Source organism: Paenibacillus sp. FSL L8-0708 (assembly GCF_038009325.1).
Classification (GTDB): domain Bacteria; phylum Bacillota; class Bacilli; order Paenibacillales; family Paenibacillaceae; genus Paenibacillus_AQ; species Paenibacillus_AQ odorifer.
Genome location: NZ_JBBPBC010000001.1, coordinates 3296654 through 3317936, shown reverse-complemented (window position 1 = coordinate 3317936; position 21283 = coordinate 3296654). Strand labels below are relative to the sequence as shown.

The following is a 21283-nucleotide window of genomic DNA, read 5'->3' as shown; positions in this document are numbered from 1 at the left end:
TATTAACCCTATCCCTTCGCTTCAAGAATATAATCTAATATTCTATTGTTCAGAGCTTCCACCCGCTCCTGATCGGAATCCTTAATCGGTAAAAGCGGCATTCTTGGCTGACCTGTTTCAAATCCGCGCACACTAAGGATCGCTTTACACGCACCATATAATGAAGGAAAGGATAGCAATTCAACAATGAGATCATTGACGATAAACTGCCATTTCTGCGCCTCAGCCATCTCTCCTTGCACATAACATTGTTCCACTTTTAGGAATAACTCGGGCATCACCCCATAAGTTCCACCAATCCCGCCATCTGCCCCAATACTGCGGCCCGCCAAATACTGCTCATCTGGTCCATTTAAGACTAGAAAGTTCTTCCCGCCTGCGGCTTTAAATTGCTGAAGCTCAAACGTGCTCTCCGCCGAAATTTTCACCCCGATTACTTTATCCTGAGCTGCCATCTTAATCAGCAAGCTTTTCGATAATTGAAAGCCTGTAGTTTGCGGGATGTGATAGATAATAAATGGAAGCGCCGTACTATCAATAATCGCCTGCCAATGACTTTCAACACTGTCCGGTGACAGACGATAATAGATCGCTGGAACAGCCGATACGGCATGTGCGCCAACTTTCTCAGCATGGATAGCTAGTTCAACACTGTCTCTTGTAGATGGGGCACCCACGTGAGCAATGATTGTAAGCTCTTTTCCAACCTCTGCTATAACTGCCTCGAGCATTTGTTTGCGTTCTTCTACAGATTGCAGCATACCTTCGCCAGAGCTTCCGCCAACATAAAGACCTTTTACTCCCGTAGAAGCATAATGACGAGCTAATTTTCGGGCTGCTTCTTTATCGATTTCCCTCTCAGCATCATAACTGGAGTACATAGCAATAATAATGCCTTTAAAGGATTCAAGATCATATGATTTCATAAATTACAGCCTCCATCGTTTAATTCATTACTATTAATTTTCGTTGTTATAGGAACAGTTATCCTTTTACAGCCCCCATAGTAATCCCTTGGGTAAAGGCTTTTTGGAACATTAGAAAAATTGCAATCATAGGAATAGAGGCTAACGCAGCACCCGCCATAAGCAATCCATAGTTTGTTGTGAATTCACCCCGAAGAGTCGCTACCCCAAGTGGTAATGTCATCATTGAAGTCGATCTGGTCATGATCAGCTGACTGAAATAATCATTCCAAGAAGTGATGAAAGTAAAGATTGCCAGTGCCCCTATTGCAGGCTTTAACAAAGGTAAAATGATGGTTCCGAACAAACGAATCTCAGAGCTGCCATCTATTTTGGCTGCTTCAATTAATTCTCCTGGAATCGTCTGCGCGAACTGCTTCATTAGGAAGACTCCAAATGGCCAGCCAATCGCCGGTAAAATAAGCCCTTTATACGTGTTGACCCACCCAAAATCTGCAAGCATCGTAAACAGCGGGACAAGAATAACTTGCTTAGGCAATGCCATAGCGGCAACAAACAACGTAAAGATAATCCCTCGGCCAGGAAAAGACTTTTTGGCAAGCACATATCCAGCACAGGAAGAAACGATACAAATCGCTGCCATTTCACAAAAAGCAATGATGAAACTGTTAAACATCCAGCGCTCAACGGGATTCTTAAATAACTCGGTCCAGTTTTGCAGAGTCGGCTTAGCCGGAAACCATTCCGGGGGGATCGTTGTTGCCACAGTCTGAAGCTTAAATGCCCCTGAAACCACCCAATAAAAAGGGAAGATAAAAAACAACGTTGCTAGAATCAACAGGATGGTCGCTAATATTTTTGGAATCGTCAATTCTTTTTTCCATTTGCTTACTTTCTTAGATTGGCCAATAGGTGCTCTCAGTTCTAACGGATTCGTAGAATTCATGATGTCCCCTCCTTAATACTCAACATCACTGCCAAAGTATTTGAATTGAATGATAGAAATGATCCCGATCACAATCGCAAGGATGACACCCATCGCCGAGGCATATCCAAAATGACCGAGCATAAAGGCTTGTTCGTAAACGCCATACATAACAGTCGATGTGCTATACACAGGTCCACCCGAGGTGAGCAACTGAATTAGTGCAAAACATTGAAAGGTGTTGATCGTGGTAATCACGATAATATATAAGTTCGTTGGCATTAGCATTGGCCATAATATTTTCCTGAAAATCTGCCAAGGCGTCGCTCGATCAATCTCAGCTGCTTCTATGTAAGAAGTAGGAATGTTCCCAATAGATGCCACATATAAAATGATCGGCTGCCCTACAGAGGTCGTTATCAGAACCACGATAATAGCAAGCAGTGCAGTCCTCGTATCTCCTAACCAGGATATAGGCTCCATTCCCAAAAAGCTGGTCAAATAATTTAGAATCCCATAGTTCGGATGATAGATCCAGCCCCAAACGACTGTGATGCTTACGACCGAGGATACAGCCGGCAAATAGAACACTCCGCGGAAAAACGATCTGGCAAACTCTTTTTTCTTATAAATATTCATAGAGATAAATAACGAGAAAATAATAACGATGGGTACGGTGATGAGTACAAGCAATAATGTATTTCCCATCGACTTCCTGAAGTTATCATCTTTTATTAAAGAGATATAATTATCGAGGCCAATAAAGCTGAAATCTCTCAAGGAGTAATCAAAGAAACTAATATAGACCCCTTTCACCATCGGATAAGCTACAAAAAGCAGGAAAAACCCAAATGCCGGCACTAAAAAGAGATAACTCATCATCCAGTCGCGAATCACATAACCTTTTATTTTGCGAACCGTTGTCCCCACAGTCCTTCCCCATTTCTTCGATGATTTAAAAAGAAAAGAGTGCTTCCCGCACTCTATTCTTTTGGACACCATTCACTTTTTTTATTTCATTGCAGCCTTTGCTTTCGTAATCGCTTCGTTTGCTTTTGCAGCAAAGCTGTCCAAAGCTTCTTTACCGGTTGCTCCTCCAGTTAAAGCACGTTGTAATTCAGGGAACCAGAAAGTACGAATATCAGCATATCCATCGGCAATGGTAGGTGCATCTGTTGTGAATTTACGAGCATACTCAGCGTATTTGTACTCTGCATCATCATAGAGGCCTGTAATCGAATTACGAACAGACAAACCACCTGTTTGAATCAAGTTTTTCTTCCCCCATACAGGATCATTAGCAATAAAATCAATCAGCTTCTTAGAAGCTGCAATCTTAGCTTCATCACCATTATTGAATACAGCCATACCGCCGAGGTAAGGTTCAAGCTTAGGTTCCGATCCATCTAAAGTTGGGAATGGAAGCAGAACATCTTCGAATTCAACCATTTTTTTAGATACGTTCTGAGCTTTAAGTACTGCAGAATAGTTGAGTGTAAAGGCTAATTTCCCTTGTAAAAATAAGTCGTTCACGTCAGCAGCCGCAAGGGAAGCCGCACCAGAAACGCTAAGTTTATCTTTTGTAGCTTGAACGATCCAATCCAACGCTTTCGCAGCATTATCAGTATTGATAGCGACTGCGGAATTATCTTCATTTAGAAATCTGGATACACCTAAGTTAGCAAGATATGCACGAGTTCCTTGATCTCCAGCCTGGCTCTTCGCGAAGAATCCGGTAGGAATAACATCAGGTGCTTTTTCTTTAACAGCTTCCAGCGCTTTCTTATATTCTTCAAACGTCCAAGTTCGGTCTTCCTTATCCAGAGGAAGCAAATCTAGCGCGCCAATCTTCTCAAAAACGGTCTTGTTTACCGCCATCATAAAAGGAGCTGTATTGATCGGATACATAAAGATCTCTTCGCCAACACTAGACTGTTTCCAAAAGGCTTCCGAAATATCATTTTTCACTTCATCGGTCACCATATCATTAAGAGGTGCTAATAAGTCCTTTTTACCCCAGTCAATAATCCGTCCAGGAGCATCATAAATTACATCAGGTGCGGTATTCGAAGCAATTGCCACATTCAGTTTTTCAGGGCCGCCTTCAAAGGTGATCATCTCAAGGTTGACTTTAATTTCCGGATTCTTCTCATTAAAAGCTGCAATGATTTCCTTCTCATATTTGCCAACTTCACCATCTAAAGCTTGAAAGCTCGGAAAATTCCACCATGTTATTTCTACTGGTTTAGCAGCAGTCTCAGTGGCCGCGGGCTCACTCTTATCAGTATTATTACTTGGTTCATTGGCGGAATTCGCTGTATTCGTATTTCCGCATGCAACTAACTGTGTACCTAAAAGTGCGACACCAACAATGCTCATTAGCCCTTTTTTCATTGCTCTCATGTGCTACCCCCTATTATTTTTGTGGAATAGAATGCTTTCTCATTCCTTGCGCTAATCATAAATCAATTATAAATTCAGGAGAATCCCACTCCTTTTACATTTAGGGTCGTATTCTGACCTATACCTTCTTTCAGCCCCTCTTCAATGTTATAATACATTACATATTTCACCTATAATTATTTTAATTTTTAGCTTATAACTTACATTTGATGATATCGTTGTTGAAAAATCCACTATAAATCTAGTCTTCCGGAGGGATTTCATGTACAAGCTTATGATTGTAGAGGATGAACCGTTAATACGGACGGGATTAAAACATTACTTTTCGTGGCAGGAGCTTGGTGTTCAGAGTATTGTTGAAGCGGAGAATGGAAAAGAAGGCGTCGCTACCGCACTACGTGAGCAGCCAGATTTAGTGATCACTGATATTCGCATGCCCGAAATGGATGGTCTTCAGATGATAGAAGAGCTTCGCCAATTCCTTCCTGATACTTTGTTTATTATTTTGACAGGATTTAATGATTTCGAATACGCTCAACGAGCCATCAAACTTGGGAGTGTGCATGCTTTTTTACTCAAACCCCTGGAATATGAAGAAAGCCTAACCGTGATTCAAGAATGCATGAACAAGCTGCAACTTAAACAACAAGAACAAAGGAAACGTTCTACTCTGGAAGGCTCACAGCTTATAAAGCTACTACTCGAAGAAGAACAACCTGCAATTGACACTAATTTAATCGCTGAATTATGTGGTTTCAAAAGTAAACATTATCTGTATCTCCCTTTTGTTTTGGCAGGTTTCCCTATCAGAGATACACCTTCACCATCCACAAGGTGGATGCGAGAACAGGCGACTAAGTTCATACATCTTGCAACGGAGGCCTATCTCCCGGCAAGTCTGCCACGATCTATTTTTACATATGCTGCTAAATCCAAACTATACGGGCTAATAGTCATGGGATCACAGACTGCAACGAGCATTGTCCCTTTTGAGACCCAAGTACTTACTGAACTCGATCAGTATTTGAACAAGCTTACGTTAGAACATCATCTTGCCCTTTATCTTGCCATAGGTACAGTGACGAACGAACTGTCTCAAATCACTTCATTACTTCACGAGTCTGAAAAGCTGTTATATCAACGTTTCTATCAGAATGAACGGAATATATTCCATATCTCTTCTATAAAGGCAGGCGCCACAGCTACTAAACCAACACTTATTCAACTAGATGACAACGATAAGAAACGAATAATCTCCTGCATCGAAAATGCCAATAAACAAGAGATTCTACAATTAATGCAACGATTGGCACAAGATATTTTGCATAAAGCAGATGGCCCTTCACCTGATCTATGGCTTGCATATGTACAAGAAATCATAAGTGTCATTATCCGCTTCGCTAATAAAAACCACATTCATAGGGATGGTGTGTACAGCGATAAACTATTAAACCTTACTTTTGTTGAGGATTTTCACTCCCTTGAGGTCATGTTCGAGTGGCTGGGGAATTGGATGGTTCATCTGGGGAACATATATACCGAAGGTCTGACGGATAACCATCAGCAGGATGTGATTATCTTTGAACATATTAAATCCTTCATTAGAGCTAATATTGATCAAGATATTACTCTACAAATGGTAGCGGATCGCTTCTTCTATAACCCTTCTTATTTAAGCCGTCTGTTCAAAAGAAAACTCGATAAGAACTATATGCGATTTGTAACCGAAATCCGTATGGAATACGCGCAGGAATGCTTAAAAAAACCGGAAATTCTAGTGACCGATGTCTGCACAATGTGTGGTTACAAGAGCTATAAGCATTTCGTTAAAACGTTCCGGCTCTTCACCAACATGACCCCATCAGACTATAGAAAACAATCGGGGTGGTAAGTAAAATGATGCAAATAAACCAGCCAAAAAAACGCTATCGGATGCGGCATGTTAATCGGCAGATTTTTGTGCTGATGATCCTGACCATTACCATTCCTTTGCTGATTATATCCGCGATTATCTATATTTTTTCAAATCAAGCCGTCAAAAATGAATATCAAAGCAGCTCTAATCTCATCCTTAATAATCTTTCTTTCAACATCGACCAGTATCTGCAAAGTATTGAAAAAGGGACCCTTAATGCCCAAGTAGATAGTCAATTACAAACCGCTCTCGAGCATTGGACTATCAACAAAGATAATATCGGGAATGATCTAAGTATTCAGTATGGAAACACGATTGAACAGTTCATCAGCGGGATTGAAATGACGATTAAAAATGTCGACAGTGTGCAGATTTTCGCGGGGTCACGTGTATTCTACTCCGCCAATTTCAATCGTGCGGATTATGATGTGAAGGACTACACCCAAGAGGATTGGTATTTACAGACGCAGCAAAAAAAGGGGGGCGTAATCCTGTTTGGAAGTCATCTCCCCTTCTATCGCACCAATTCCAAACAATCCGTCATCTCCATCGCCAGAGTCATTAATAAAAAAGGAAGCAAGCAGCCCTTAGGTGTCATGTTAATCGATATCCGGCTGGATTCATTACGGGAAATCTTAAAGCTGTCCGAGAATAGCAAGCGGAAATTTATTATTTTAGACGATAAGGGGGGCAACGTTTACAGCTCAGATTCATTGGAGACGAGTCCTTTAGAGCCAGTCCCTATCGACAAACAGGCGCTTAACACTTTTATGAACAATGACGCCGGGAGCTTATATGGTACTTTTGATGACAAGGATTCGTACATTAATTTTGTTACTTCTCCTTACTCCAACTGGAAGGTCATTCAATATATTGATGAAAAAGAGATGACTAAGCAGGCTTCTTTTCTTGGCAAAATCATTTTAACCTTGGCGCTCTTATCGCTTGTCACTGCACTCTTATTTATGTATATCCTCTCGGAACGCGTAACCAAACCTATTATTCTGTTAAGTCGGAAGGTGAAGCTGGTGGGGATGGGGAATTTCGATGTGGATTTGTACAGTAATCGTCAAGATGAATTTGGGGTTCTATATAATGGAATTCGTAAGATGGTTAAAGATTTGCAAAACTATATTGAGCGATCTTCGATGGCCAAGGCTCAACAAAAAGTAGCCCAGTATGGTGCGCTCAAAAGCCAAATCAATCCGCATTTCCTGGCAAATGTCCTTGAATCTATTCAAATGAAAGCCATCATCAATGGACAAAGAGAGATTGGCGAGATGGTGGGGATCGTGGGCAGATTGTTTCGGATTCATATCCAGACTGGGAAAATCACCGTTACCCTGCGCGAAGAACTTGAGCATGTCCGGCTATATGTGAAGATTCAGCAGTTGCGTTTTGGGGATAAATTACAGTACATGGAGCAGCTAGATCCGCAATGCGAAATCGTTAAGGTCATGCACTTCTCCTTGCAGCCCATCGTAGAGAATGCTATCGTACACGGCCTAGAAAGCCGCAGTGAACCAGGTCTGCTTGAGGTATCCTCGGTGATATCGGGGGAGGATATGCTGATTATCGTTAAAGATAACGGCATTGGCATCGAGGAAGAGAAACTTAAGCAGCTGCGTTTCCGTCTCTCTCAACCCTCAGATACCTTAGATGAAGAACATATTGGCATTAAAAATGTTCATGATCGCATTCAATTTCATTTTGGCGAAAAATATGGAATTGAAATTTCCAGTCACGTAGGTGAAGGAACGACAGTGATCATCCGACTTCCCGCGTAATCCTAGACATTTTGCTCAGTAATGCCTAATTCAGGATCAAAGGTAAGCATTTTCGTCGCTATTTTATCAATAAAAAACCGATCATGACTAACTGTTACTACAGCGCCAGGAAAATGAATCAACGCCTGCTCCATCACCTGAATACTGGTTAAATCCAAATGGTTAGTGGGCTCATCTAAAATAATGACAGCAGCTCCGGAGAGAAGGCATTTCGCTAAAGCCACTCTGGCCTGCTGTCCGCCTGAAAGGCTGCCAATCGTTTTACTCAGATCCATTTCCGAGAATTGCAGCATCGCTAGAAATTTATTCACCTTTTTCCGCGGTGCGTCCAGTCCCAGTCCATAAACATTTACGGCATGGCTGACGGTATCTTTATGATCCAGCTCATCCCACATCTGATTAAAGTGCGCATAACCGACCCCGCGTTCCCAAGTCACTTCCCCCGATTCCGGTGCTTCTTGTCCAGTCAGTACTTTGATTAGTGTCGATTTTCCGCTGCCGTTCGGACCCACGATAGCTATCCGGTCTTCCTTTTGAATATCGAAGCTAATGTTCTGGAAAATGGAGCGGCCATCATAAATTTGTCCAATCCGCCTCACTTCCCCCAGCTTGTCAGGAAAACGTAAATTACTATAAATATCAGTGATTAATACGTTAACTGGATGAGGTTCCACTCGTTTTTTCATATCCGTTAGCTTACGGGATAGACGGTCCTTAGAAGACTTCTTACTACCACGGTTTTCAATGGCCTCGGACTCCATAATGAGAAGTTCTTCTTCCCACTCAAATTGCCGATCGAGCACTTTTTTACGCATCTTCTTTTTACGAACGTAATCCGTATAATTGCCTTCATATTCCTGAAAATGATAGTTCTCGATTTCTATCGTCCGCGTGACCACTCTGTCAATAAATTGCCGATCATGAGAAACCAGAAGCATCGCCCCATTGAAACGGTGCAGCCACTGCTCCAACCATACGATCCCTTCCATATCCAAAAAATTAGTAGGCTCATCGAGCAATACAACATCGGGCGCTTCAATTAAGACTTAGCCAGTGCCGCGCGGTTCCTCCAGCCTCCGGATAACTCCTCTACAGGTTGATGCCGCGATCTCTCATCGAATCCTAATTTAGTCAGCACCGTATTGATTTCCACAGATACATTCCAGCCATCCAAATGCTCCATTTGTTCAAAAAGCTCAGCTTGGCGCTCTAAAAGTGCATTCATCTGGACATCATCCGACACCTGCCCAAGCTGTTCTCCTATTTGGTTAAGCTCCTGTTCAATGCGTGCTACCTCTTCGAAGCAAAGTTCTAACTCTTGTTGTACAGACAAAGACCCGGAAAGCTCCGAAAATTGAGAGAAGTAGCTGATATTCACATTGGGATCTAACTCTACTTTTCCTGCCGTTGGCTCCTCTTTTCCCATGATTAGCTTAAAAACAGTAGATTTACCTGCTCCATTTCGTCCGATTAAGCCAATACGTTCACCCTTGCTCACACGAAAATAAATATCTCGAAAGATCAATGTATTCTCATATTTCTTAGTTACGTTCTCCATTCGGATTACGCTCAAGTCTATCACTCCTAGTTCGTATAGATCAGAATTCATCGTTGAATACCCAAAAAGCTATTATAGCACTAATTAAAAAAAGGACTTTATAATCATATTATTACTTATATTTATTTCCGATATATGTATTTATATTAATATAAATTTATAAATACATAAGGAGGATTACAATGAGTTTGCTAAAATCATTCAAGAAAAATGCTAGTGTTATTATGTGCATTACCCTGCTCTTTTCTCTTTTTATTGTGTATCCGGCAAGTGCTTCTACCTTCTTCCAAGACCGCTTTGAAGAGGGCGATAATCTATGGACATCCACTAGTGGGAATTGGACTATTGTTGAGGACGAAGGTAACAGCGTATATTACCAGTCTGCCACAAAAGAAGGACGTACTTCTGCAGGTGATCCAGCCTGGAGCGATTACACTGTGGAAGCGGATGTAAAAGCAGTTGATTTTAATGGCTCAAACAGAACTTATGTTGCGGGCAGATACATAGATGGAAATAATTTTTATGCAGCTTCTTTGTATAATAATAATAATGATGGCATGCTGGAAATTAGAAAGAAGGTTTCTGGATCTACTACAACTTTGACCAGCAAACCTTACGCTCTGCAAACAGGAGTTTGGTATAATGTAAAACTCGAAATGAGCGGAAATACCATCAACATGTATGTAAATGATACGCTGGAGCTCTCAGCTTCCGATTCCAAATTAAAAAAAGGTGCAGCAGGGCTCGTTACCTTTAAGACAATTACGATGTTCGACAATGTGACCGTTTCTGACACCATTGGCACTACACCGACACCAACACCTACTGCAATACCGACTCCGACTGCTTCACCAACGCCAACTGCTACGCCGACACCGACGGTTACACCGACACCGACTGCTTCACCGACTCCGACTGTTACACCGATACCGACTTCTTCACCAACGCCTACTGCTTCACCGACACCTACTGCTACGCCGATACCGACTGCTACGCCGATACCGACTGCTTCACCAACACCTACTGCTTCACCGACTCCGACTGTTACACCAACGCCTACTGCTACGCCATTACCGACTGCTTCACCAACGTCTACTGCTATACCGACACCGACTGCTTCACCAACGTCGACACCGGTTCAGGTTAGTGAATATGATTTGGCTGGGTTTGCCACAGGAACAACAGGTGGTGGAAATATCCAAGAAACCAGTCCACTCTATAAAAAGGTATATACCGCAGAAGATCTTGCCACTGCACTGAGAAAAGGATCCAAAATAAAGGTTATTGAAATTATGAACGACTTGGATCTGGGATGGATTGAAATTTCTGATGCAGCAAAGATCTCCCCATTTAGCGCTCATAACAATGCTTTAACACATCCCGTATTAATAGAGACTGGTGTCAGCAAAGTGACTATAGACAACTTCGACGGTTTGACCATTTTCTCTGCTAAGGGTGCAACCATTAAACATGCCGCTTTTACCTTTAAAAGAAGCTCTAACGTCATCATCCGCAACCTTGAATTTGATGAGCTGTGGGAATGGGATGAAGCAACCAAAGGAAATTACGATAAAAACGACTGGGACTACATCACCATTGAAAACAGCAACAACGTATGGATCGACCACTGCACCTTCAATAAATCTTATGACGGAGTTGTCGATGTTAAAAAAGGCAGCAACGGCGTCACCATTTCATGGTCATCCTTCTTAGGGGATGATAGAAACGCAAACAGCTGGGTCACTCAGCAAATTAATGCAATGGAAGCCGACAAGGCTGCCTATCCCATGTACGCTTATTTAAGAAGCAGCTCAGTTGGCCTAAGTAAAGACGACATTATTGCGATTGCCGCTAGTCAAAAAAAGGGCCATTTAATAGGCGCAACAGAATTTGCAGCTGATAATGCGCTTCTTTCGGTGACGCTCCATCACAACTACTATAAAGATATACAAGACCGCATGCCCCGCCTTCGTAGTGGTAATGCGCATGCCTATAACATTGTAATGGACAACGAAGATACCAGATTGGCTAAAAAACGTCTAACCTCCGCTATGGAAAAAGCGATCTCAAGCAAGGGGTATCATTTCGGGGTTACAAGTAACGGAGCCATCTCGACAGAAGGAGGAGCTGTATTACTTGAAAGTTCTGTAATCATTGATGTAGTCTATCCTCTTCGCAACAATCAAGCGGATGCAAATAATAGCAAATATACGGGTGCAATCGCAGCTTTAGATACGATCTATTCACTTGATGGAGCAACATTCAGAGGAGACAGTACAGCAAAGAACAGCCCTCTCTCCCCTGCACCCGCTGCCGTTAAAGCATTTGCATGGAACGGATTCACAACACTACCTTACAGCTACACTTCAGATGACCCAGCTAGTCTAAAATCCAGACTTACCGCTGTTGACGGCTCAGGGGCAGGCAAATTGTCCTGGTCAAACGAGGAATGGTTGAAAACAAATTATAGCAACTAACTCGACTAACTAATTACTGAACACATATCCCATTACAACAACGAGAAAAGTTACTAACTTAGTTGTCACACTAGCGCCACCTTTGCACCAAATTAGCGACATATTAGTGCTACTAGCGCCATATTAACGCCACATTAGCACCACTTTTGTACCGCCGAAATTGCTCAGACGCTCAGACAGTGATTTTACAGTTTAGAGTGTAATATTTACGAGGTCAGACGACGATTTTAATTTACAGTGCAGTATTTACGAGGCCAGACGACGATTTTACAGTTTATAGTGCAGTATTTACGAGGCCAGACGACGATTTTACAGTTTATAGTGCAGTATTTACGAGGCCAGATGGTTCGGACTCAGCAGCCCTTATTTCGAAGAATCCGGGCATTTCGCAGTGCTATCGGACTCAGATGCAGCTATTCATCCCAATATGCTCATTTTGGGTGTGGATTTAGACCAATAAGAGCTATACAGTCCGAAAACTCAGCAAAATGGTCCAAAAAGCCAAAATAGCTGCAATACAGTCCGTTAGGAGTGCTAAGAGCGTGAGGAACATGAGGAACATGAGAAACGTGAGGAGCGTTATTAACTTAGTTGCCACATTAGCGCCACCTTTGCTCCAAATTAGCGACATATTAGTGCTACTAGCGCCATATTACGCCAGATTAGCGCCACTTTTGTACCTTCGAAATTGCTCAGACGCTTAGGCGGTGATTTTACCGTTTACAGTGCAGTATTAGCGAGGTCAGACGACGATTTTACAGTTTACAGTGCAATATTTACGAGGCCAGATGGTTCGGACTCAGGAGCCCTTATTTCGAAGAATCCGGGCATTTCGCAGTGCTATCGGACTCAGATGCAGCTATTCAACCCAATATGCTCAATTTTGGTGTGGATTTAGACCAATAAGAGCTATACAGTCCGAAAACTCAGCAAAATGGTCAAAAAAGCCAAAATAGCTGCAATACAGTCCGTTAGGAGTGCTAAGCGCTTGAGAAACATGAGAAGCCTGTGAAGCGTGAGAAGCGTGAGAAACATGAGGTGCCTGAGGAACATTAAGCGCCTATAGCCCCCCTGAGGAGCATTAAGCACATACAGTCCCGATAGGAGCATCAGGAGTTTGTTCTCATTTAACAAGTGGCGTGTTTGGTGTTAAAAGGTAACTCGAAAAGTTAGTATAATGTCCCAACAATAACAAAAAGGCCGCAACCAGCGGCCTTTTTCTATATTACAACTCCCAACACATATTCACTAAAATCGCTTACCGCTCATTTTTTCAGAATATCAATATACTCTTCTTTCTCTCGATCTGCCCCCGCATTAAGTTTCAGTCGCAGTGACTTCGGGTGATCCAACACATTACTGCTGAAGTAACTTATAAATCCATCATCAGATCCACTACCAGAATTCGGATTAATTTTAATGTCGTGCTTCCCAACCTGCGCTGTTAATTCATAGGGGAGCTTTTGAAACAGTTCATTTCGGACGATCCAATCCGTTTTCAATTCCTCATTTATCGTAAATTTGAGGGCTATGCTTAACGGAGAAAGCTCGACTTCGGCTAGTTTTACTTCCTGTCCATCAATTATGAAAGGGTGGTCAACAACTAATGTCTCCGTCTTCAGCTCCCAAAACTTAGGATCAATAGAGAAGTTCACTTTTAAACGATCAGAATACCGCATGTCGGATAAAACCGTTCCTGTTTTCGGTTTACTTAACATTCCCGGGTCTACAGAGGCAATCTGAAAATCCGCTACTACGTCTGTTGGCCTTGGTTTATTTCGGTCCAGTGAAAATACAGTTTTGCCGAGCCAAGTATATATGGTTCCCTCTGCGTGTGCTCCCATTCCGCCTCTATTCCCATTCTCCTCCATTACGTCTCGTCCAGTTTCAGCATCTGTCAGCTTCACACTATTTACACTGTACACTTCCTGACCATCACTTGTTGTCCCTGTATACAGCAGCATGATTTTATTTTCATCAGCAAGTACAGCATTTAGAGTAATTTTATATCCATTTGATTCAGCACTCTTATTAACGATTTGTACATAATCATTCCGTATTGCAGACTCTAGTGTAAGAGCATCAATATCAGCTGCAGCCAATGTTTTAAAAGGCTCCAATACGCCCCAATCAAACGTTTCAACACTCGAAGTCCCTTGCTGTGGCAACAGCTGGGTTGGATTGAAGAACAGCAAGCCCGCTATCATCACTGCAGCCGCCAGCACAGACATCGCACTTTTTGTGAATATTAACCTTCTGCCACGTTTCTTGCCTAATTCCAAACCTGCTTGGATCGCATAGATCTGAGCGGCTGCATTCTCTATTTTTTGTTCTTGTGGGATACGTCCGGCATCGCTTAACATGGCAAGCTCCTCTTGACTACTCATTGTTCCATTCACCCCGATTCTTTATGATGGTTCGCAACTGCTTGAGCCCCTTATGCTGCCAAGTCTTAACCGTCCCCTCGGGTTTATTCATAATGTTAGCGATCTCAGTCAAGGTCATATCATTGTAGTATTTTAGCAGCAGCACATGGCGATACTTGGGCTTAACCTGCTCGAGTGCCCACAGCATTTCCATCCGATGATGGCCAATGTGTGTGACCTGTTCTCCTATTCTTTCATCTACCAGCGGCATGGAACGTTTTCTTCGTCTTTGTTCATCTATGCAGACATAAATTAGAATGCGAATAATCCATGATTTGAATGCTTTGGGGTCCTTTAAAGTTTTTCTTTTAATCCAGGCCCGGCAAGTCATTTCCTGCATCGCTTCCAGCGCATCGTTTCGGTTCCGCAAGTAACTATAAGCAATACTGTATAGTTGTTCTCTATGTACCAATATCGAATCGTAAAAATCTGTCTCGCTCCGAGTATCAATAATCGTTACTTTTTTCATTTCTGCATTAGTCATCGTCATATCCTTCCTTAGCCTCCTCTCTTCAACCTTTCATAGATTAAGACGGGGGAGGTATAGAAACGGTTTTTATTTCACTTAACTTTTTTTCGCCCAAAGCTCTCTAAATTATAGCATTCTATAAAAATTGAACGAAAAATGTTATGATGAGTTATATTGGACATAATCAATAGTACGCACTCAAAAGTGCCATAGGTACTAAAAAGTACCCATACCTTGGAGGTTATCATGACAACAACATCTACAACAACTGTCAAGAAAAAATACAATATTTCTGTTGAAGCCACACTAGAGGTCATCGGAGGGAAATGGAAATGCGTAATTCTATGTCATTTAACTCATGGCAAAAAACGCACCTCCGAGTTAAAACAGTTGATGCCCGGCATTACTCAAAAAATGTTAACCCAGCAGCTACGCGAGCTTGAGGCAGATGGAATCATCAACCGAATTGTTTATAATCAGGTTCCACCAAAAGTAGAATACGAGCTTAGTGAATATGGGGATAGTTTAAGCGATATTTTGACTGCATTATGTAATTGGGGAGAACAACATATCATTAAACAATACGGCGATAAATACGCTGTTTTAGAGGATAACATCTTAAATAAATAAACCGCTATATGAAGGAAATGGTTGGAGATTTATGCTGTGAGAGTTGTACTTCAATTATACACCCACGAAAAAAGGACAGCTGAATCAGATCGATTCAACTGTCCAAAGCATTGATTCACCCGTCCCTTAAATGGCGCACAGAGACATAACTTAAATTACGCCCTCTCCTCCAATAGCAGTTGCTGTGAATGATATGGGTCCAAATAGATTGATAGGCAAGTTGCTATCATTCTGAATTACCAATTCATAGTTGTGGACTCCAATATAAGCACCATCGACCCACTGAGCACTTAATTGAATATCAGTAATTGTAGTAAAACGATAAAAGGATCTATAAATATCGACTCCAGCTCGTCGGATGATAACAAGAAATTGGCTATTAGCAAGTGCAGTAAGACTAAAACTACCATTTAACTCGACTCTACTGGAGAAAGAAGCCGGATTAGCCGGACTAATATTTACTTGTGCTGTGGCTAGACCCGCTCCAGCTCCAGGAATCCCTGCAACCGTTATAGCAGTAGTAAACGGATCTAACGGGATTTTTGCCTGTGACCCATAACTTATTATTGTCGCCATTTATCATCACTCCATTTCAAGGTTATAGAGTAGTATATTGTGAATCCGCAATGATAGATTGGACTTAATTCCTGATGATTATATACATTTAAGGTATACTTTGCTAGATCATATAAACCTAGATACCTTGTCAATCACCATACGATTTCCACTCATTGACAACACCCCTGTTCAGCATTACAATAATTCACATATCATGAACAACGATGACAAAGGGTAAGTAGACAGACGAACATGGTCTTCAGAGAGCCGGTGGTAGGTGCGAACCGGTGACCAGCGTATGCTCGAATGGCCTTTATAGTTGTTTTTCCGAACTATCTTAATGGATACAGTAGGGAAAACCGGGGTTCCCGCCGTTATCAAGGGACCTGTATCGAGAATAAATTCAACCTCTCCGTACAGGTAAGAGAAGATCGTAAGCCAAGAATCGTAAGGTGACACGATCATTTAAGGTGGTACCACGACAACTTCGTCCTTATTGGATGAGGTTTTTTTGTTATTTAAAGGAGGTGATGGCCATGGATGATGGCTGGTGGTGGCGACTCGAGTGTAACCAAGTGCTAAATAACAGGAGGAATTTATATGATGAACGAACGTGTCTTAACTGGAGATCGAGTGACTGGAAAGCTTCACCTTGGCCATTACGCCGGCAGCTTGCAGACCCGTGTAGCCCTTCAGGAGCAATATGAAACTTTTGTGTTTTTAGCGGATATTCAAGCCCTAACGACCCATTTTGATCGTTCACAGCTGCTGGGTCAACATCTGCATGAGATCACACTGGACTATTTATCTGCGGGTATAAATCCGGAGAAAACAACTATATTTATTCAATCGATGATCCCTGAAATCGCAGAGCTGACCCTCTTGTTCTCTATGTTTGTTACTGTGAATTCTTTACGGCATAATCCCACGATTAAAGCCGAATCGAAAAATTCGAGCTTAGATGAATTGTATTACGGTTTTCTTGGTTATCCAGTTAGTCAGACTGCTGACATAACATTTTGTAAAGCAACGATCATTCCTGTAGGGGAAGACCAACTCCCTCATCTGGAATTAACCCGCAAAATCGTCCGCAGATTCAACGAGCTTTACAGCCCGATACTGGTGGAACCCAAAGCGCTGATCAGTGAGACGCCGAGGCTTGTGGGTACGGATGGCAACGCTAAAATGAGTAAAAGCCTTGGCAATGCCATCGAGCTGGACTCCACTAAGGAAGAGATTATCTTTAAGATACGAAAAGCCACAACCGATCCAGCGCGTGTGCATAAAAATGATCCTGGACATCCAGATATCTGTCCTATTTTTGCTTATCATGGTGCTTTTCGCTCAGCGGGGGTAACCGAAATTCGTGAAGGCTGTGAGCGGGGTACCATGGGTTGTTCTGCTTGCAAACAGTTGATTTCGACAGCTCTAGATCAGCTTATAGAACCGATGCGAGAGCTTCGTTCCTATTATGCTACTAAGCCCAAGCTTGTGCAGGAAATCTTAATCTCTGGAACACAGCATGCCCGCAGCATTGCTCAAGAAACAATGGCCGAAGTACGTGAGGCTATGAGTCTTAACTATTTTTCAATCTAAAAATGACCAGTATAGGCACTCAAAAAAAGCCGGAAGCTCATTGGAAGAGATCCGGCTTTTTTCTTCTCCTTACAACACCCAATTTCCCTTACGGAATACGGGTTCAATCGTGCCGTCCGCCAGCTCTCCGTCAATATCCAGCTCTGCTGAACCGATCATAAAATCGACATGAGTTAAGCTGACATTAGCTCCTCTAGCCACAAGCTCTTCGTTCGTAAGCTTTGTTCCGCCTTCAATATTTACAGGATAAGCACTTCCTAGCGCGAAATGGCAGGAGGCATTCTCATCAATCCCTGTATTGTAAAAAATGCGGTTCAAGCGAGAGATTGGAGAATCATGCTGCACTAAGGCTACTTCTCCTAGATAAGATGCACCTTCATCCGTTGCCAGCAGTGAGGTTAAATGTTCGCGTCCGGATTCAGCTTCATAAGCTACGACTTTCCCTTTTTCAAAAGTGAATGAAAGTCCTTCAACTAACCGTCCATTCAAATTAAGAGGGAGCGTGCTTCTAACTGTGCCATTAACGCCAGTCCGATGGGGCATGGAATAAATCTCTTCCGTTGGCATATTAGCTACAAAATATACGCCTTTATCATTCTCACCGCCACCCCCGCGCCATAAATGGCCTTCCGGAAGCTCTACATGCAGATCCGTTCCCGGAGCACGGTAATGCAAGCTTTTATAACGTTTAGCGTTCATTCTGTCCTGACTTTCTTTCAACTGACCAATATGCTCTCTCCAAGCAGCTACCGGATCATTGCTGCCCACACGATTCATCTGGAATACAGCTTCCCACATCGCCTCTACCCGCTCTTCTTCAGGAAGATCGGCAAAAACCTTGTTCGCCCAAGCACGTGTTGGCGCTTTGACCAGAGACCAGCTGATTTTGCTGTTCCGAGTATATTTGGAGTAGTTCTTGCGAGCAACAGCCGCTGCTTTGACTGCTCTAGATACCTTAGAAGAATCAATGCCATTAAACAGTTCAGGATCAGGTACTTTAATATGTAAGATGGCACCATTCTCTTCCGCGAATTTCTCCATCATCTCAGCCTGCCACTGTGGATAGTAATCGAAAGAATCCTCTGGGGCTTTTTCATAACGGATCCGTGTAGTTGCTTCATCGTCCCAGTCAACAATTACATATTTAGCTCCCGCTTCATAGGCTTTCGCTACAATCAAGCGAGTAAGTTCTGCGGTTTCGATCGGTGCATGTACCATAAGGACTTGTCCAGGCTGTACATTTACTCCTACTTTTACAACTAGGTTCGCATATTTCTCCAGCATTACTTCAAAATCTTTCATGAATTCTCTTCCTCCATCTCTAGGGTTGCTATAAGGACTCGGTCAGCTTCACTTCTTATTTTAACGCAAAACGAGGATAGTTGCGATTCGATTTAGATTCTCAGCTACTTCACTTCAGGTATTTCACCTGTATAGACACCTAGATCATTCTTATGAATCTCTACATTGGACGTTCCGATCTGCTTATCATTATGGTAAGCAATCACTGTGATCTTGGTATCCTGAGGTTCATCTATTTGCTTATTCCCCCCATCCATTGGACTCCAATAAATTTGATCTCCAGATTTGATTTTCAGCTCAAGACCTTTGTTATGCACCTTGTAGTCAGGGGGAGTCCATAACAATAAATTGCCGGATGTAGCCTGTATCTTAATAACATCCGCCCCTTCAGCAGTTATAAGCATAGGTAATCCTGGAGCACTACTATCAGTCACCCTGTATTCCGCTGTTGGGAACATAACATCCGGTTTTACCTCAAGTGATTGATTATTATGCCGCAAAATAAAGAAGAAAAAAAGTAAAATCGTTAAGCCCATGACGCCTCCGATGATTATTTTTTTCACTATTCAACCTCCCTTCCATCCTAATACTGTAACATATTTCCTTAATTTGGACAGTTATGAGCCAAATTAAGCGGCTCCCGCGAGGAACCGCTCACTTCAATCCCTATTTTTTATCCACCTGTAACAGTGTCACTGTCTTCAAAGCATAAGTATGCATGATTTTATCCTCTGAAATTACATTCAACTTGGTCAAGCTTGCCACCTTTGCCGGATCTGATTTGGAGAGCAAACGCCACACTTCGGGGTCTGATAAGGTCTCATATAACTTTGCATCATCATATTCTTTGCGGTTTTGCACGACCAGCTTCACTTTATAGCGGCCAATTTCAGTCTCGTTAGTTTCCTGCTCACTACAATAATTTAAAATATCCTGACGAAGCTCGGCCAATTCTTTTTCAATATCCTTTTGCTTTTGCTTGAGCCGATAATACTGCTGAACCTTTTTCTCCATCCACTTCACGCTCCTTCATAGACATATGTATGCCGGAAACGTTGGATAAATTAGTTGAGTTCCCTATCATAAAAACTTATAATGAGCCGGGGATAGCTAATTTCCAAGTAGAGTCAAATTTCTTATAAAAACAATTCCACGGCAGGTGACTTATGTTTCATTCGTACTTTTTTCCAATTTCGTATGCGTTCATGATGTTTCCAATAGCAGCGCTGGTCTTCACACTACCTTTTCTTATCGTACAATACCGCAGACATGGCTATATACATAAGCTTAGAGCTTTAATCCTATATCTGCTGCTGCTCTATCTGATGAACGCTTATTTTCTTGTCTTGCTTCCTTTTCCATCCTCCCGGCACAATGCTGCACCTTCTGGGAGTATCGTCCAATTCATTCCCCTTCAGTTTATTCAGGATATTGTGGATGGATCGTCAATCATCCCTGAACAAATCTCGACCTACTGGTCATTACTGCGTGAGCCTGCATTTTTACAGGTCATTTTTAACGTTGCATTGACCGTACCGTTTGGAATGTTTTTGGGCTATTATTTTCGTACACGCTGGGTCGTGTGCATTCTACTATCCTTTGCCTTTTCCTTGTCCTTTGAGATCACGCAGATTACAGGAATTTATGGTTTCTTCGATCATCCTTACCGTCTTTTTGATGTCGATGATCTCATTACCAACACAATCGGAGGGATTTTTGGATTTCGAATTTCCATTTGGATCTCCGGGCTATTGCCACGTATAGAACAACTGGATACAAACATTGACCGCGCTGCCAAAAGAGTCTCCTATACCCGCAGAGGAATAGCTTTTCTAATCGATAGTATGGTGTGGAGCATCGGGTTTGGGGTACTCTTCGGATTCGATATAAAAGCTGCCTTCTGGATTGTAACTGGTATTTACTTCATGCTTGTTCCGGCTCTCACGGGCGGACGGACCTTAGGGAAATGGATGGTGCGGATTCGGGTGAAGAGCAGCGGGAATCTTGCTTTTTTCTGGGCTCTGATGATCAGATATGGCCTGCTATATTGGGTACTGCTTGGGATTCACGCTCTTTTGCTTGATTCCGCCCTTCTAGGGCATCTTTCCTCCGTATGGAATATGCTTATTCATCTGTTTGTTCTATTGCTAGACTTGGCTTTCTTTATTCATTTAGTCATTAGTATATTCAAAAAAGAAACTCAGCTAATGTATGAGAAACTAAGTCGAACTTCTCATGTTATTTCTTGGCCAGAGAAACGGCTCCAATCTGATGTATCCAGCAACAGCCCTGTAGAAAGCTAAACTAGTTA

18 protein-coding genes and 1 other annotated feature are annotated in these 21283 nt (G+C 42.3%); of the genes, 6 read left to right on the top strand and 12 right to left on the bottom strand.

What is annotated here, in order from left to right:
• Positions 1-8 precede the first annotated feature (8 nt).
• The 4 genes from NYE58_RS15630 to NYE58_RS15615 all read right to left on the bottom strand — a co-directional run bounded on the left by NYE58_RS15630 (position 9) and on the right by NYE58_RS15615 (position 4254).
• Complete coding sequence (locus NYE58_RS15630; RefSeq protein WP_341002264.1) at positions 9-926, bottom strand: dihydrodipicolinate synthase family protein; 918 nt, start codon at positions 924-926, stop codon at positions 9-11.
• A 58-nt stretch (positions 927-984) separates the two neighbouring features.
• Positions 985-1872 (bottom strand): carbohydrate ABC transporter permease, encoded by an 888-nt coding sequence (locus NYE58_RS15625; RefSeq protein WP_341002263.1) that lies wholly within the window; start codon positions 1870-1872, stop codon positions 985-987.
• A 12-nt stretch (positions 1873-1884) separates the two neighbouring features.
• Positions 1885-2781 carry a carbohydrate ABC transporter permease gene (locus NYE58_RS15620; RefSeq protein ID WP_428323518.1) on the bottom strand — a complete coding sequence of 299 codons (897 nt, stop codon included), beginning with the start codon at positions 2779-2781 and terminating at the stop codon, positions 1885-1887.
• Positions 2782-2862: 81 nt separating this feature from the next.
• Entirely contained in the window at positions 2863-4254 is a 1392-nt protein-coding gene (locus tag NYE58_RS15615) for an ABC transporter substrate-binding protein (protein ID WP_076183515.1), read from the bottom strand.
• Positions 4255-4516: 262 nt separating this feature from the next.
• Here NYE58_RS15615 and NYE58_RS15610 point away from each other — a divergent pair, with 262 nt between their 5' ends.
• Both NYE58_RS15610 and NYE58_RS15605 read left to right on the top strand, forming a co-directional pair.
• The gene (locus NYE58_RS15610; RefSeq protein ID WP_341002262.1) at positions 4517-6145 is read left to right on the top strand and encodes a response regulator transcription factor; all 1629 of its coding nucleotides are present in this window, start codon (positions 4517-4519) and stop codon (positions 6143-6145) included.
• Positions 6146-6150: 5 nt separating this feature from the next.
• Positions 6151-7956, top strand: a complete 1806-nt coding sequence (locus tag NYE58_RS15605) for a cache domain-containing sensor histidine kinase (RefSeq protein WP_076275825.1) — start codon at positions 6151-6153, stop codon at positions 7954-7956.
• A gap of 2 nt (positions 7957-7958) precedes the next feature.
• Here the strand turns inward: NYE58_RS15605 and NYE58_RS15600 are convergent, their stop codons facing one another.
• Positions 7959-8945 carry an ATP-binding cassette domain-containing protein gene (locus NYE58_RS15600; RefSeq protein ID WP_341002261.1) on the bottom strand — a complete coding sequence of 329 codons (987 nt, stop codon included), beginning with the start codon at positions 8943-8945 and terminating at the stop codon, positions 7959-7961.
• Positions 8946-8995: 50 nt separating this feature from the next.
• Complete coding sequence (locus NYE58_RS15595) at positions 8996-9529, bottom strand: ATP-binding cassette domain-containing protein (RefSeq protein ID WP_341002260.1); 534 nt, start codon at positions 9527-9529, stop codon at positions 8996-8998.
• A gap of 167 nt (positions 9530-9696) precedes the next feature.
• Here NYE58_RS15595 and NYE58_RS15590 point away from each other — a divergent pair, with 167 nt between their 5' ends.
• Complete coding sequence (locus tag NYE58_RS15590; protein ID WP_341002259.1) at positions 9697-11991, top strand: pectate lyase family protein; 2295 nt, start codon at positions 9697-9699, stop codon at positions 11989-11991.
• Between the two features lie 1265 nt (positions 11992-13256).
• Here the strand turns inward: NYE58_RS15590 and NYE58_RS15585 are convergent.
• Positions 13257-14378 carry a DUF4179 domain-containing protein gene (locus NYE58_RS15585; RefSeq protein ID WP_076219153.1) on the bottom strand — a complete coding sequence of 374 codons (1122 nt, stop codon included), beginning with the start codon at positions 14376-14378 and terminating at the stop codon, positions 13257-13259.
• Complete coding sequence (locus NYE58_RS15580; protein ID WP_076219154.1) at positions 14371-14907, bottom strand: sigma-70 family RNA polymerase sigma factor; 537 nt, start codon at positions 14905-14907, stop codon at positions 14371-14373. The genes NYE58_RS15585 and NYE58_RS15580 overlap by 8 nt, the downstream gene beginning before the upstream one ends.
• Before the next feature lie 225 nt (positions 14908-15132).
• Between NYE58_RS15580 and NYE58_RS15575 the strand changes: the two genes are divergently transcribed.
• Positions 15133-15516 carry a winged helix-turn-helix transcriptional regulator gene (locus NYE58_RS15575; protein ID WP_076125996.1) on the top strand — a complete coding sequence of 128 codons (384 nt, stop codon included), beginning with the start codon at positions 15133-15135 and terminating at the stop codon, positions 15514-15516.
• A gap of 150 nt (positions 15517-15666) precedes the next feature.
• On the opposite strand, the gene NYE58_RS15570 is transcribed toward NYE58_RS15575, so the two are convergent.
• Entirely contained in the window at positions 15667-16092 is a 426-nt protein-coding gene (locus tag NYE58_RS15570; RefSeq protein WP_036686349.1) for a hypothetical protein, read from the bottom strand.
• 197 nt (positions 16093-16289) lie between these two features.
• Positions 16290-16572: a binding site (T-box leader), on the top strand.
• 102 nt (positions 16573-16674) lie between these two features.
• On the opposite strand from NYE58_RS15570, the gene trpS reads away from it, so the two are divergent.
• Complete coding sequence (gene trpS, locus NYE58_RS15565; protein WP_341002258.1) at positions 16675-17670, top strand: tryptophan--tRNA ligase; 996 nt, start codon at positions 16675-16677, stop codon at positions 17668-17670.
• A gap of 69 nt (positions 17671-17739) precedes the next feature.
• Here the strand turns inward: trpS and NYE58_RS15560 are convergent, their stop codons facing one another.
• The 3 genes from NYE58_RS15560 to NYE58_RS15550 form a co-directional block, all read right to left on the bottom strand.
• The gene (locus NYE58_RS15560) at positions 17740-18972 is read right to left on the bottom strand and encodes an aminopeptidase (RefSeq protein WP_076189916.1); all 1233 of its coding nucleotides are present in this window, start codon (positions 18970-18972) and stop codon (positions 17740-17742) included.
• A 104-nt stretch (positions 18973-19076) separates the two neighbouring features.
• Positions 19077-19535, bottom strand: coding sequence for a hypothetical protein (locus NYE58_RS15555; RefSeq protein ID WP_076219157.1), 459 nt, complete (start codon positions 19533-19535; stop codon positions 19077-19079).
• A 103-nt stretch (positions 19536-19638) separates the two neighbouring features.
• Positions 19639-19986 carry a hypothetical protein gene (locus NYE58_RS15550; protein ID WP_076219158.1) on the bottom strand — a complete coding sequence of 116 codons (348 nt, stop codon included), beginning with the start codon at positions 19984-19986 and terminating at the stop codon, positions 19639-19641.
• 191 nt (positions 19987-20177) lie between these two features.
• On the opposite strand from NYE58_RS15550, the gene NYE58_RS15545 reads away from it, so the two are divergent.
• Positions 20178-21275: a VanZ family protein gene (locus tag NYE58_RS15545; protein WP_341002257.1), complete on the top strand. Its 1098-nt coding sequence runs from the start codon at positions 20178-20180 to the stop codon at positions 21273-21275.
• The last annotated feature ends 8 nt before the right edge of the window (positions 21276-21283 follow it).